Here is a 12,663-nt window from a genome sequence, read left to right on the forward strand (position 1 = left end):
AGGTGTAAAATGGGATTTGAAATTACAGAGGAAGATAAAAAATCTACATATGTTATTCTTCCAGCATACAATGAAGCTACAAGAATCCAACCTGTGATTGAAGAGATTGCAGAAAAGGGATATAAAATGGTCATTGTTAATGATGGCTCTTCAGATAATACTTTGGAAGTTGTCAAAGAGTCTCAAAGGAAATATCCTGATAATATTTTCATTTATTCTCATATTATTAATCGTGGTGTGGGAGTGGCCATGCAAACTGGATTTGGTGCTGTTTTAAGATACAATCCAAAATATATTGTTAATATGGATTCTGATGGTCAACATGATGCCAATGATTTGGAAAATGTGTTGGAACCGTTAGTAACTGGAAGGGCTCAAGCAGTAATTGGAGTTAGGCCATTAAAAGACATGCCTATAACTAGGAATATTGCTAATGCAATAATGAATATTCTTACCAGAATTTTTTACAAAGTTGATGTAAGTGATTCTCAGACCGGATTTAGGGCAATAACTATCGATGCTTTGAAAAAAATAAATATTAATGCTAGAGGATATCTTATTTCTTCTGAATTTATCCGTGAAGTTAATGATAATAAAATCCCATTTGAGGAAGTTAAAATAAAAACAATTTATACTCCTGAAACTCAAGCTAAAGGAACAAATGTTGTTGTTGCATTGAAAATATTAATTCAAATGATTAAACATCAATTTTAGGTGATTATATGTTATTTTATTCAATTTTATTTCCAATAATATCAATACTTGGTATTATATTGTTTTTATTAAGGTATCTAAAAGAAAAGGATTCTTTAATTACAGCATTATTATGGGTTGCTTTTTGGGTTTTTGTTAGTGTATTTGCTGTTTTCCCACATGCAAGTACTGCATTTGCTAAATTATTCGGTATAACTCGTGGATTGGATTTTATTATAATAATTGTATTTGCTGTTTTGATTTACACAATTTTTAAATTGTATTATAAAGTTGATAAACTGGAAGATAATATAAATAAAATAGTCAAAGAAGTAGCTTTAAGCAATGAAATATCCCTTAAAGATAAAGAGGAATAATATGTTATATTTTAGAGGATGTACAGCAAGAGAGAAATTGCCAGATATTCAAGATGCAACTGAAAAATTGTTGAAGTTGGCTAATGTTGATTATCATATATTGGATGATGAAAAATGCTGTGGATCAGTTTTACTCAGAACAGGTTTTTTAAAAGAAGCTCAAGAACAAATCAAAAAGAATACTGAAATTCTTAAAGGAGAAACTATCATTACATCTTGTGCAGGATGTTATAAAACATTAACAGAAGATTATGATGGATTAGATGTAATTCACATTTCTCAATTATTAAATCAATTAATCAAAGAGAATAAAATAAAATTATCTAAAAATGATTTTGATGTTACTTATCATGACTCCTGTCATCTAGGACGTCATTGTGATGTTTTTGATGAACCGAGGGAAGTAATTGAATCTGTTGCTAATCTTGTTGAAATGAAGAATATTCGTGAAAATAGTTTATGTTGTGGTGCAGGGGGTGGTGTAAAATCAGCTTATCCTGAAATCGCAGATCAAATGGCAAAATCAAGAATCGCACAGGCAAAAGAAACTGGTTGTGAAACATTAGTCACTCCATGTCCATTCTGTAAACTTAATCTGGAAAATGATGATTTGGAAGTATTGGATTTAACTGAATTTTTAGTAAAATATGGTGGTATTGATGAAACAGAGTGAACTTGAAACAATGAGAAAATCATTTAATACTGTTAAAAACAGATCAAATTCCATTAAGGAATCTGCTGCTACCAAAAGACTAATTTCTAGGGGTCGTGAAATTAAAAAGTACTCCATAGAACATAATGAGGAATTAATGGCTGAACTTTTAGAATCATTCAAACGCAATGACATTGATTTTAAAATGGCCGAAACTGCAGAAGATGTATTAAAATTTATTGATGATTTACTTACTGAATATGATTGCAATACCATTGCAAAAGCTAAATCCAATACATTGGGTGAAATCAATATTAAAAAACATCTTTCGGATAAAGGTATTGATGTTGTTGAAACTGACCTTGGAGATAGAATTCTACAACTTAAGAAGACAGATAACAAACCTGTTCATCCAACTGGTCCTGCTTCACACTTGAACATATCCAACATTACTGAAATTGTAAATGAATCTTTGGATGTTAATGTGGATCCTATTCCAAGAGAAATCATGGAAACAGTAAGGCATGATGTACTAAATAGGTTAGAAAATGCAAATGTAGGTATAAGTGGAGCCAATGCAATAGCTTCTGAAGAAGGGTCACTTGTAATGGTGCACAATGAGGGTAATATTTCACTAGTTTCCTTAAAAGATTTGCATATAATTGTAGCTGGAATTGATAAAATAGTTCCTACTTTGGAGGATGCAATATCCATTGTAAAACTTGAAACAATATTTGCTACTGGAAACTATGTTACTTCATATATGAATGTAATTTCAGGTCCATCAAAAACTGCAGACATTGAAAAAAAGCTATTAAAAAATATGTATGGTGCTGAAAGAGTTGTAGTTATATTATTGGATAATGGAAGAAGCGAAGCTACTCCAGAATGTCTTTATTGTATAGGCTGTGGAAATTGTGTGGTTCACTGCCCGGTATATAATGCGATTGGAAATGAATTTGGATTTAATAACTATTTGGGTGGTCGTGGAGTTGCAATGTCAAAATTCATTGAAGATGATGAGACATGTTACAATTCAGGATTATACATGTGTACTTTATGTGGATTGTGTACATTAAATTGTCCTGTTGAAATTCCAACAAATGAAATTATTGAAAATATGAGAAAATTATCAACTGATGTTGGATTTTATCCTAAAGCTCATGGTATAATCAAGGATAATGTTTCTAACAAAGATTCACCATATTAATTTTTTCTTATTTTTTTAAATCTCTTTTTTTTAGTAAATTTTCCTTAAAAACAATAATATTATATGTAATAAGGTAGTAATATTATTATAATATATAATATTTGGAGGAAATTTATGCTTCTATTAATAAGTCCTATAAATCGTGAAGAAGCTCTTGAATCTATTAAAGGTGGAGCAGATATTGTTGATGTAAAAAATCCTAAAGAAGGTTCTTTAGGTGCTAATTTCCCTTGGGTAATTAAGGAAATTAGAGAATTAACTCCTGAAGACAAGCTTGTAAGTGCTACTTTAGGGGATGTACCTTACAAACCAGGTACTGTTTCTCTTGCAGCAATGGGTGCTCACGTTTCTGGAGCAGATTATATTAAAGTTGGATTATATGGAACAAAAGACCATGATGAAGCTGTTGAAGTCATGGAAGGCGTTGTAAAAACTGTAAAAGAAATTAGTGAAGAAACTATTATTGTAGCAGCAGGATATGCAGATGCACACCGTGTTGGTGCTGTTGGTCCTATGGAAATTCCAAAAATTGCAAAAGATGCTGGATGCGACCTTGCAATGTTAGATACTGCTGTTAAAGACGGTCATACTTTATTTGATTACTTAGATTTAGATCAATTAAAAGAATTTGTTGAAGAAGCTCATGGATATGGTTTATTAACCGCACTTGCAGGATCTGTTAAAAAAGATCAATTAAAACCATTACATGACATCGGCTGTGATGTTGTGGGTATTAGAGGAGCTGCATGTGTTGGTGGTGACAGAAATACTGGTAAAATACACCATACTGCAGTAGCTGAACTTAAAGAATTATGTGATTCATTTTAAATAAGTAGGTGTTGTTATGTCATTTTCTAAAAAAGTTCAAGAAGCAAGAATGTCTTATACTTTTGATGATTTTCTTTTAACTCCTAATGCAAGTTATGTAGAACCTAAAGACATTGATACTAGAATTGAATTAGGAAAAGGAATTAAATTAAACATTCCAGTTTTAAGTGCTGCTATGGATACTGTAACTGAAGCAGATCTTGCAATAGCTATAGCACAAGAAGGTGGGGTAGGTGTAATTCACAGAAACATCACATTAGAAAGACAAGTTGAAGAAGTTAAAAAAGTTAAAAATGCTGAAGATTTAACTATTCGTGATGTTGTAACTATCACTCCTGATTCTACTATTGCTGATGTGCAAACAAAAATGCAAGATGAATTAATCAGTGGTCTTCCAGTTGTTGATGGTGATAAAATTATTGGTATTATCTCTAAAAGAGATATCAGACCAGTTTTAAAATCAGAACCAAATAAAACTGTTAAAGACATCATGACTTCAGATGTTGTAACTGTTGAAGAAGGAGTTTCAGCTGAAGAAGCATTAAACATTGCTTATGAAAATAAAGTGGAAAGACTTCCTGTTCTTCGTGATGGCAAATTAGTTGGAATCATTACTATTAAAGATATTTTAAATCAAGCACAATACCCAAATGCTGCTCGTGATAAAGACGGTAACTATTTAGTTGCAGCAGCATGTGGACCATTTGATTTAGAAAGAGCAATGGCACTTGATCAAGCTGGTGCAGATATTATTTCCATTGACTGTGCTCATGCTCACAACATGAATGTTGTTAAATATACTCAAACTATTAAAGATAATATTGATGCTGAATTATGTGTAGGTAATATTGCTACCGCACAAGCTGCAGAAGACTTAATCTCCATGGGTGTAGATGCACTTAAAGTAGGTATTGGTCCTGGTTCAATGTGTACTACCCGTATCGTTGCTGGTGTTGGAGTACCACAATTAACTGCACTTGCTGATGTTGCTGATGTTGCTGCAGGTACTGGTGTTCCAGTTATTGCAGATGGTGGTATAAGATACTCTGGTGATGTTGCTAAAGCTATTGGTGCTGGTGCAGATGCAGTAATGCTCGGTAATTTACTTGCTGCTTCCCTTGAAGCTCCTGGTGATATTGTTGTTATGAATGGTAAACAATACAAAAAATACCGTGGTATGGGATCTATGGGCGCAATGACCAGTGAATTCGATGGTGGAGCAGACAGATACTTCCAAGGTCAAAAAAGTAAAATGAACCACACTAAATACGTTCCTGAAGGAATTGAAGGTGCTGTACCTTACAAAGGAACTGTTGCTGAAATTTTATTCCAATTAGTTGGCGGATTAAAATCATCTATGGGATACTGTGGTGCAAAAGATATTGCAGCAATGCAAGAAAAAGCAAACTTTGTTAGAATTACAAGTAGTGGTATTAAAGAATCCCACCCTCATGATTTGTTAATTACTAATGAAAGTCCTAATTATCCAACTCTCGACTAGTTGGATATTATTTAATATTTTTTGATGAGACGAGCATATGACATAAAAGATTTATAGGAAATAGTTTTATCTCATCAAAATTTTTATATTTAATAGTGAATGGTTTGTTTTTTCTTAAAATTACTTATTTTAAGCAAACATTTAAATATTAGATAGTATAATATTATCATATTAGATAATTTTATGTTTATTTGACATAATCAATGTAAATTAAATAAATTTACATATTTTATTAAATTTTATTATTAACGGAGAGAATATAAATGGCAAGAACTAAAAAAGTTGGTATTACAGGAAGGTTCGGTGCAAGATACGGAAGAAAAGCTAAAAGATCTGTAAAGATTATTGAAGAAAACATGAAAAAAAATCATGTATGTCCTAAATGTGCTAGACCTTACGTAAAAAGAGAAGCTGCTGGAATTTGGAAATGCAGAAAATGTGGTGCAGTATTCACTGGAGGAGCATACATTCCACAAACTCCTATGGCAAAATCTGCAGCACGTAGTATTAGGGATATTAAAGTGGAGGAATAGGCCTTGTATAGGTGTCCGAGCTGTGGAGCAGAAGTAGATCACAAAAGTTACGAAGAAAATAAATGTCCTAAATGCAGATATAGGATTTTATTTAAAAATGTACCTGAGACTACTAGAATAATTAAAGCAAGATAATTCATCTGCTTTCACTAAATTCTTTTACTATTTTTGATTTAAATGTTAATTTCAACTTCTAGAAAACCTTCTCAAAAAACTAGAAAGTTTTGTAAGAACTTAGCTCATGCTACAGGTTCCACTTCTGTCAACAGAGGTAAAATGAATATGCGTGAGTTATTAATAAAAGCATTAGAAGTTGAAGAATATAATTTAGCTGTTGTAAATGAAATTAAAGGAAATCCTAGTAGAATCTCATTTTACTCCAATAAAGGCGAATTATTATTAACACTAATTATTGGAGCATCTGAAGAAAAAGAAAAGATGAACATTGCTCCTTCTCAATTAAAAATAGTTTCTGAAGTAAAAGAACTCAATATTTTAAGTGAAATCTTAGATTTGGAATTAGTGGATAATGCTGATAGCAATTATGTATTAGTATCCAAAAGTGAGGATTCATTAGCTAATATTACTTTTGTCAATAAATTCGGTGATATGAATAACTTTAAAATTACTGTTAAAAAGATTTTAGAGGTTTCAAATGATTGATGAAAGTCCTCTTGAGAGGGTTAGAAGTAATATTGTTATTGAACTTGAAGATAATACTCGGGCTAAGATTATTTATGATTCTATTATTTTAGAATTTAGCACAGCTCCTGATTTTAGATCATCTATGACTATTGATTTAGATGAATCTAATATTATAATCAACATCGATGCAGAAGATTCCACATCATTTAGAGCTTCTGTTAATTCTGCAATTAAATGGATTAAATTAGCTTTAGAAATAAATAATTTAACAAATTAATTCTTATTTAATAATTATTAAGGTGATAATATGGAGATTCCTGAAAACATTCAACAACAATTAAATCAGTTTCAACAATTACAACAACAAGCTCAAGCTATAAGCATGCAAGTTCAAAATGTTGAAATTCAAATTCAAGAAACTGAAAAAGCTTTAGAAGAACTTAAAAAAACTGATGAATCAACTGAAGTATTCAAACAAGCTGGTACTTTACTCATTAAAGTTGAATATGCTGATGCATTATCTGACATGGAAGACAAATTAGAAACTTTAGGTTTAAGAAAACAAACCATGTCCCGTCAAGAAGAAAGAGTTATGAAAAAACTCGAAGAAATGCAAGCATCTATCCAATCAGTTATGCAAGGTATGGGCCAATAGGCTTAATACTTTATTTTTCTTTTTTTCACGATTTTTATGTCAAAATTAAAAATATTATCACAAGATGATTTATCCACTATTTCTGATAAATTTGGGGAAATTCTTGAAAAAGAAGTTTCAAAATCAATTTCTATGAAAGAATTGGAAGATTTAGACTTAGATATTATTCTCAGTTATGAAAATGAACAGTTAGATGTTGATGTTGATGTTGGAGTTTTATTTGATGAACTTTCAGAAATTACTCAAGATCAAGTTGTTCAAGCTATCGATGAAGCTTATTTGAAGTTCGATTCATATATTGACGATAATTTCAGAGTTTAATTATTTTTTTTTAAATTTTTATGTATTACTTTTATATTATTTTATATTAAAATATGTAATACTTTTTTATAAAAAAGTATTTATATGAGTAAAACAAATTATAATTTAGAGTTTGAAGTAAAATATACTGTCATATGGTTATTAAGACAAAACATTATAGTATTCTATCTTTCAAATTTCCCTCTTTCATACTTCAAACTTCTCCTCTTTTAAATCTGTTTTATTTATCAAGCATATTTTATTAAATTCTAATATTTTTTGATACCATAAAATAGTGTGTTTTATTATTTTTAAAATTTAGTTATTATTTGTCAAAAATTGATTTAATAATTGATAATTTTGTTTAAATTTTTATATTAATATTAAAAATTAATTATTCAAGTATACTTTAATTTTTATAAATTATAATAGTAATATTTAAATACTATGTTAATTAACTTAATTAATAGAGACTCATAAATGAGTTTATTTCTCTAAATTGATCATTATTTTTAAGTACTCGGATGAGGCTAAAAAACATTTGCCTCATCCGCCTCCTTCATATTTTAATACTTGTTTTATATAATTATTATTATGATTAAAAAAATTCCAGTTATAGATTTAAAGCAACATCAGGCAGTGAGTGGTAAATCTGGGATGAGGGATACTTATCAGCCATTAAGAACAGTTTTTGCCTCATCTTCAAATCCAGTTGAAATTGCACAAGGTTTAAAGTTAAATGGTGCTAGTGAGATGTATATTGCTGATTTGGATTTAATAGAATCAGTTGGACACAACATTAACGATATTAAAATGGTTAATACAATATTGCCAGTAATATTTGATGGTGGAGTTAAAAACTGTGAAGGATTTGAATTTTTCCTGGATTATGCATATAAAATTATTATTCCAACTGAAACACTTGAAAGCATTGATGAGATGAGAAAAATCTTTGAAAAATATCCTAAGGAAAGGATTGTAATTAGTGTTGATGTTAAAAATGATGAATTGCTTGCAAAACATTTAGATTTAAATTTGTCTGAATTTAAGGAGATTTTAAAAGAGCTTGACCCGAATGATATTATTCTTTTGGATATATCTGGTGTGGGTACTGAAAAGGGTTATAACAAAAAATTACTTGATGAATTTGAAGACTTGAAAGAAAAATTAATCATTGCTGGTGGGTTAAATAAAGACTCTTTGGTTGAATTAGAGTCATTAGGTATAAAAAAAGTATTGATAGGAACTAGCCTACATTCAGGTGAAGTTAACCTTCTAGACTAGAACACTTAAAATTAGGTACGGGAATACACAAGCTATAATGAATAATACTACACCTAATCCTAATTTACTTTTGTTGTTTTCTAAGGATCCTGAAATTATCATTATTATTCCAAAGAATCCACAAATTACTGGAAGGATATGAGAAAATATTGTTGTTCCAACTAATGCCATTTAAATCACTATTATAATTTTCATTTTTTAAATTATATAAATATAACTTAATTATACTTTATTATTTTGTAATCAATGGTTTAATAACTTTTTTATTATTGTAATTTCAAATATTAAAGTTATGAGAATAGATACACATCATCATCACAAAAAAGCAGGTGAAAACTTAGCATTTGTTTTCTTTATGAATTTGGCATTCAATATAATTGTTATTGCAGGGGGACTTGCAACAAATAGTATGGCAATACTTGCAGATTGTATTCATGATATGGCGGACACTATTTCAATTGCGTTTGCATGGTTCTTAGAAAATGTTGCTCAAAAGGATTCAACTGATAAATATTCCTATGGTTATCAAAGATTTTCTATTCTTGGTGCAGTCATAATTTCTATTTTTGTTATTATAATGGCATTTATAATTTTATATGAAGCTATTCCTAGATTATTTGCACCAGAAGGTGTTGATGCTGGGGGAATGCTTATAGTAGCGATTGTGGGAATAATGTTTAAATCAATTTCAGTGTATCGTTTACATGATGGTGAAACATTCAATGAAAAAGCAATTTTATTCCATCAGCTTGGTGATGTATTTGAATGGGTGGCTATTTTATTGTTGAGTTTAGTGTTGATGTTTTGGGATGGTGCTCCTTCCTTGGATCCATTTATATCAATTGGTATTGCTTTATGGTTGATATTTAATCTTGGAAGGAATTTGTACAAGTCTTTTGAAGTTTTACTTCAAAAAACTCCTGATCATTTTGATGTTAATAAATTCAAGGAAAGTGTATTGAATATTGATGGTATTGAATCATTTGATGATTTTCATGTTTGGTCACTTGATGGTATTGATTCTGTTTTAACACTAAAGGTTTCAATTGATGATTGGAATAATCAAGAAAGAATTAAGAATGATATTTATGATATTGCATCTAAGTATCATATTGTAGATATTACTATAGAATTTTATTAAAAATATCATATTTTATTCATTTTCATAACTTTTTTTATTTTATTTATTCATTGTACTTTTTTTATTTCTTTTTATTTTTCTATTTATAATACTTATTCATATTATAGATTTATAGTATATATTTTATACATTTTATTTTGATAATGTATGAATATGTGCATTGTATTTGTATATTGTCAAATTTTGTACATTAATAGTTTAATATTGTACATTTATATATTAAGTTTATATATTATAAAGAGTATAATATTGTTATATTAATTAATAATTGTTATATTGTTGAATTAATGGAGAATAAAAATATGGTGGAAAAAGGAACAGACATATTAAAAGAAGGCTTCGCTAAAATGACAAAGGGCGGAGTTATCATGGATGTAGTAAATGCAGAACAAGCAGGAATTGCAGAGGATGCAGGTGCAGTTGCTGTAATGGCACTTGAAAAAGTACCTGCTGATATTCGTGCTGCTGGTGGAGTGGCTAGAATGGCTGATCCGACAATTGTTGAAGAAGTTGTTGATGCAGTATCCATTCCTGTTATGGCAAAAGCAAGAATTGGTCATATCGCAGAAGCTCAAATTTTAGAGACTCTTGGTGTAGATATGATTGATGAAAGTGAAGTACTTACTCCTGCTGATGAAGAATATCATCTTAACAAAAAAGAATTCACTATTCCATTTGTATGTGGTGCACGTAACTTAGGTGAAGCATTAAGAAGAATTGATGAAGGTGCAGCAATGATTCGTACCAAAGGTGAACCTGGTACTGGAAATATTGTAGAAGCTGTACGTCACATGAGAATGGTTATGGGTGAAATTAGAACAATCCAAAAATTGGAAGAAGAAGAGCTTTGGAAATATGCAAGAAGAATTGAAGCTCCAATCGATTTAGTTAAAAAAACAGCAGAGCTTGGAAAATTGCCTGTTGTAAACTTTGCAGCTGGTGGTATTGCAACTCCTGCAGATGCATCTTTAATGATGCAATTAGGTTCAGATGGTATATTTGTAGGTTCAGGAATCTTTAAATCAAATAATCCAGAAGCATTTGCTAAAGCTATTGTTGAAGCAACTGCAAATTATGACAAACCTGAAGTATTGGCTGAAGTGTCTAAAGGATTAGGTCAGGCTATGAAAGGTATTGAAATGTCAACTTTAACTGCAGCTGATAAGATGCAAGATAGGGGAATTTAAATTCCTCTAAATGCAATCTATTATGGTGCTCGTTATTATTGGTCCGGTAACACATGATTTGGTTATTATTGGTGATGAAGAATCAGAAAAGATAGGTGGGGCTACATATTTCCAATCTTTTGTATTTGAAAAATTTTACAAGGATTATTTGGCTATTGTAAATTGTTCTGATGTTAATTTAGTAAATGATTTTCCAAGTAAAGATAAAGTAAACGTAATTCTAAAAGAGGATACTCATTTTTTCATAAATTATTATCCTGATAAAGATGATATGGATTATAGGGAACAGTTAAGTAATTTTGCCAATATCCCAATTTATCCAAATGACTTAAAAGATGTTTTGCCTGATGAAATTGAAGGATTTGTTTTAAATCCACTTAATAAGTATGATTTTCCAATTGGAACAATTGAATATTTAAAAAGTTTCAATGTACCAATTTTTATTTCAGTTCAGGGATTTTTGAGAAGCCCTGGCAATGAAGTAAATGATAATTATGAAATAGAATTAGGTAACTTTAATAAGTTAAATAGTATTTTAGAAGGTGTCTCTTCAATATTTTTAGATGAACATGAAGCAAACATGATAGGTTTGGACTTTGATGTAGATGAGATGATTATAACTAATGGAAGTCATGGTTCTAGAATAATTACTAATAATGATGAGATTAAAATTAATGCCGTTAAATGTAATCATATTGTAGATTCAACAGGTTGTGGGGATACTTATATGGCAGCATATATATCTAAAAGATTGAATAATTATTCAGATAGGCAATCTGGTGAATTCGCTTCTGAAATTGCAAGTAAAAAATTAACAAAATCTGGACATTATTAAAATATGGGTGTTATGATGGTAAAAATAGGAATATTGAATCTGCAAGGAGCCGTTAGTGAACATTATGACATAACACAAAAAGCAGTAAAAAACATGGGAGTTGATGTTGAAGTTGAATCAGTACGCTATGCTGAAGATGTTGAAACATGTGATGGTTTGATTATATCAGGTGGGGAGAGTACTGTAATTGGTAAATTGATACATCAGAGAGGAATTGACGAAGTTATCAAGAATAATGATATTGCAGTATTTGGAACTTGTGCAGGTATGGTTTTGCTTGGTAAAAAAACAGACTTTGATCAACCTCTAATTGGTTTAATGGATATTTCTGTTAAAAGGAATACTTATGGTAGACAAAAAGATTCATTTGAAAGTCCAATAGAAATTTTTGGTAAAGAATATTTGGGTGTATTTATTAGAGCTCCTGCACTTGATGATTATGACCACTCAAAAGAGGATATCAAAGTTTTATCTGTTTTAGATGATGAAATTATAGCTATTCAACAAGGACCTCATTTAGCTATTTCATTCCATCCTGAACTTACTGAGGATACTTTAGTTCATGAGTATTTTATTCGTGGAGTTATAGGCAGAAACTAAATATTTAAAAAATGAGATTTTTTAACATATTTTGTTTTTTAAATATTTTTTACAATTCTTTATTTTTGCTGTTTTGTTATTTGAGTTTTGCAGGATGGTTTTAACGTAATTAAAAACTTATTAATTTAAGTTTATTCGACTTATTTTACCTTATTTTATCTTAAACTAATTTTTTTTAATATCATTTAGAAACTTTTATTAATTAATATTATTATAATTAAA

The 12,663-nt window shown here is 29.8% G+C and carries 18 protein-coding genes; 17 read left to right on the plus strand and 1 reads right to left on the minus strand.

The window, feature by feature from the left end; translation table 11 throughout:
• Positions 1 to 9: 9 nt before the first annotated feature.
• The 13 genes from MR875_05855 to MR875_05915 all read left to right on the plus strand — a co-directional run bounded on the left by MR875_05855 (position 10) and on the right by MR875_05915 (position 8,678).
• Positions 10 to 714, plus strand: coding sequence for a glycosyltransferase family 2 protein (locus MR875_05855; GenBank protein ID MCI6994356.1), 705 nt, complete (start codon positions 10 to 12; stop codon positions 712 to 714).
• 8 nt (positions 715 to 722) lie between these two features.
• On the plus strand, positions 723 to 1,070 hold the full coding sequence (locus MR875_05860) for a DUF2304 family protein (GenBank protein MCI6994357.1): 348 nt from the start codon (positions 723 to 725) through the stop codon (positions 1,068 to 1,070).
• A 1-nt stretch (position 1,071) separates the two neighbouring features.
• Positions 1,072 to 1,743 carry a (Fe-S)-binding protein gene (locus tag MR875_05865; GenBank protein MCI6994358.1) on the plus strand — a complete coding sequence of 224 codons (672 nt, stop codon included), beginning with the start codon at positions 1,072 to 1,074 and terminating at the stop codon, positions 1,741 to 1,743.
• On the plus strand, positions 1,730 to 2,932 hold the full coding sequence (locus MR875_05870) for an LUD domain-containing protein (protein ID MCI6994359.1): 1,203 nt from the start codon (positions 1,730 to 1,732) through the stop codon (positions 2,930 to 2,932). The genes MR875_05865 and MR875_05870 overlap by 14 nt, the downstream gene beginning before the upstream one ends.
• A gap of 114 nt (positions 2,933 to 3,046) precedes the next feature.
• Positions 3,047 to 3,760 (plus strand): (5-formylfuran-3-yl)methyl phosphate synthase, encoded by a 714-nt coding sequence (locus MR875_05875; GenBank protein ID MCI6994360.1) that lies wholly within the window; start codon positions 3,047 to 3,049, stop codon positions 3,758 to 3,760.
• Between the two features lie 16 nt (positions 3,761 to 3,776).
• Positions 3,777 to 5,261 carry an IMP dehydrogenase gene (gene guaB, locus MR875_05880; protein ID MCI6994361.1) on the plus strand — a complete coding sequence of 495 codons (1,485 nt, stop codon included), beginning with the start codon at positions 3,777 to 3,779 and terminating at the stop codon, positions 5,259 to 5,261.
• 263 nt (positions 5,262 to 5,524) lie between these two features.
• Entirely contained in the window at positions 5,525 to 5,794 is a 270-nt protein-coding gene (gene rpl37A / locus MR875_05885) for a 50S ribosomal protein L37Ae (protein ID MCI6994362.1), read from the plus strand.
• Between the two features lie 3 nt (positions 5,795 to 5,797).
• A complete protein-coding gene (locus tag MR875_05890; GenBank protein MCI6994363.1) occupies positions 5,798 to 5,929 on the plus strand; it encodes a DNA-directed RNA polymerase subunit P in 132 nt (43 codons plus the stop codon).
• Positions 5,930 to 5,971: 42 nt separating this feature from the next.
• Complete coding sequence (locus tag MR875_05895; GenBank protein ID MCI6994364.1) at positions 5,972 to 6,457, plus strand: ribonucleotide-diphosphate reductase subunit beta; 486 nt, start codon at positions 5,972 to 5,974, stop codon at positions 6,455 to 6,457.
• The gene (locus MR875_05900; protein ID MCI6994365.1) at positions 6,450 to 6,716 is read left to right on the plus strand and encodes a hypothetical protein; all 267 of its coding nucleotides are present in this window, start codon (positions 6,450 to 6,452) and stop codon (positions 6,714 to 6,716) included. The genes MR875_05895 and MR875_05900 overlap by 8 nt, the downstream gene beginning before the upstream one ends.
• Positions 6,717 to 6,746: 30 nt before the next feature.
• Positions 6,747 to 7,094: a prefoldin subunit beta gene (locus MR875_05905; GenBank protein MCI6994366.1), complete on the plus strand. Its 348-nt coding sequence runs from the start codon at positions 6,747 to 6,749 to the stop codon at positions 7,092 to 7,094.
• Positions 7,095 to 7,130: 36 nt separating this feature from the next.
• On the plus strand, positions 7,131 to 7,415 hold the full coding sequence (locus tag MR875_05910; protein ID MCI6994367.1) for a DUF3194 domain-containing protein: 285 nt from the start codon (positions 7,131 to 7,133) through the stop codon (positions 7,413 to 7,415).
• 573 nt (positions 7,416 to 7,988) lie between these two features.
• Positions 7,989 to 8,678, plus strand: a complete 690-nt coding sequence (locus MR875_05915; GenBank protein ID MCI6994368.1) for a HisA/HisF family protein — start codon at positions 7,989 to 7,991, stop codon at positions 8,676 to 8,678.
• On the opposite strand, the gene MR875_05920 is transcribed toward MR875_05915, so the two are convergent.
• Positions 8,670 to 8,849 (minus strand): hypothetical protein, encoded by a 180-nt coding sequence (locus MR875_05920; protein MCI6994369.1) that lies wholly within the window; start codon positions 8,847 to 8,849, stop codon positions 8,670 to 8,672. The genes MR875_05915 and MR875_05920 overlap by 9 nt on opposite strands.
• A gap of 121 nt (positions 8,850 to 8,970) precedes the next feature.
• Between MR875_05920 and MR875_05925 the strand changes: the two genes are divergently transcribed.
• The 4 genes from MR875_05925 (at position 8,971) to pdxT (ending at position 12,441) form a co-directional block, all read left to right on the plus strand.
• Positions 8,971 to 9,819: a cation diffusion facilitator family transporter gene (locus MR875_05925; protein ID MCI6994370.1), complete on the plus strand. Its 849-nt coding sequence runs from the start codon at positions 8,971 to 8,973 to the stop codon at positions 9,817 to 9,819.
• Between the two features lie 302 nt (positions 9,820 to 10,121).
• Positions 10,122 to 11,006 carry a pyridoxal 5'-phosphate synthase lyase subunit PdxS gene (gene pdxS, locus MR875_05930; GenBank protein MCI6994371.1) on the plus strand — a complete coding sequence of 295 codons (885 nt, stop codon included), beginning with the start codon at positions 10,122 to 10,124 and terminating at the stop codon, positions 11,004 to 11,006.
• Positions 11,007 to 11,016: 10 nt separating this feature from the next.
• Positions 11,017 to 11,841, plus strand: coding sequence for a PfkB family carbohydrate kinase (locus MR875_05935; protein MCI6994372.1), 825 nt, complete (start codon positions 11,017 to 11,019; stop codon positions 11,839 to 11,841).
• A 15-nt stretch (positions 11,842 to 11,856) separates the two neighbouring features.
• On the plus strand, positions 11,857 to 12,441 hold the full coding sequence (pdxT, locus tag MR875_05940) for a pyridoxal 5'-phosphate synthase glutaminase subunit PdxT (protein ID MCI6994373.1): 585 nt from the start codon (positions 11,857 to 11,859) through the stop codon (positions 12,439 to 12,441).
• Positions 12,442 to 12,663 lie beyond the last annotated feature (222 nt).

Source organism: Methanobrevibacter sp., from assembly GCA_022775905.1.
Classification (GTDB): domain Archaea; phylum Methanobacteriota; class Methanobacteria; order Methanobacteriales; family Methanobacteriaceae; genus Methanocatella.

Coding starts and splice junctions, on each gene's coding strand:
- MR875_05855 (MCI6994356.1), top strand. CDS start 10: ATGGGATTTGAAATTACAGAGGAAGATAAAAAATCTACATATGTTATT.
- MR875_05860 (MCI6994357.1), top strand. CDS start 723: ATGTTATTTTATTCAATTTTATTTCCAATAATATCAATACTTGGTATT.
- MR875_05865 (MCI6994358.1), top strand. CDS start 1,072: ATGTTATATTTTAGAGGATGTACAGCAAGAGAGAAATTGCCAGATATT.
- MR875_05870 (MCI6994359.1), top strand. CDS start 1,730: ATGAAACAGAGTGAACTTGAAACAATGAGAAAATCATTTAATACTGTT.
- MR875_05875 (MCI6994360.1), top strand. CDS start 3,047: ATGCTTCTATTAATAAGTCCTATAAATCGTGAAGAAGCTCTTGAATCT.
- guaB (MCI6994361.1), top strand. CDS start 3,777: ATGTCATTTTCTAAAAAAGTTCAAGAAGCAAGAATGTCTTATACTTTT.
- rpl37A (MCI6994362.1), top strand. CDS start 5,525: ATGGCAAGAACTAAAAAAGTTGGTATTACAGGAAGGTTCGGTGCAAGA.
- MR875_05895 (MCI6994364.1), top strand. CDS start 5,972: ATGTTAATTTCAACTTCTAGAAAACCTTCTCAAAAAACTAGAAAGTTT.
- MR875_05900 (MCI6994365.1), top strand. CDS start 6,450: ATGATTGATGAAAGTCCTCTTGAGAGGGTTAGAAGTAATATTGTTATT.
- MR875_05905 (MCI6994366.1), top strand. CDS start 6,747: ATGGAGATTCCTGAAAACATTCAACAACAATTAAATCAGTTTCAACAA.
- MR875_05910 (MCI6994367.1), top strand. CDS start 7,131: ATGTCAAAATTAAAAATATTATCACAAGATGATTTATCCACTATTTCT.
- MR875_05915 (MCI6994368.1), top strand. CDS start 7,989: ATGATTAAAAAAATTCCAGTTATAGATTTAAAGCAACATCAGGCAGTG.
- MR875_05920 (MCI6994369.1), bottom strand. CDS start 8,849: ATGGCATTAGTTGGAACAACAATATTTTCTCATATCCTTCCAGTAATT.
- MR875_05925 (MCI6994370.1), top strand. CDS start 8,971: ATGAGAATAGATACACATCATCATCACAAAAAAGCAGGTGAAAACTTA.
- pdxS (MCI6994371.1), top strand. CDS start 10,122: ATGGTGGAAAAAGGAACAGACATATTAAAAGAAGGCTTCGCTAAAATG.
- MR875_05935 (MCI6994372.1), top strand. CDS start 11,017: ATGCAATCTATTATGGTGCTCGTTATTATTGGTCCGGTAACACATGAT.
- pdxT (MCI6994373.1), top strand. CDS start 11,857: ATGGTAAAAATAGGAATATTGAATCTGCAAGGAGCCGTTAGTGAACAT.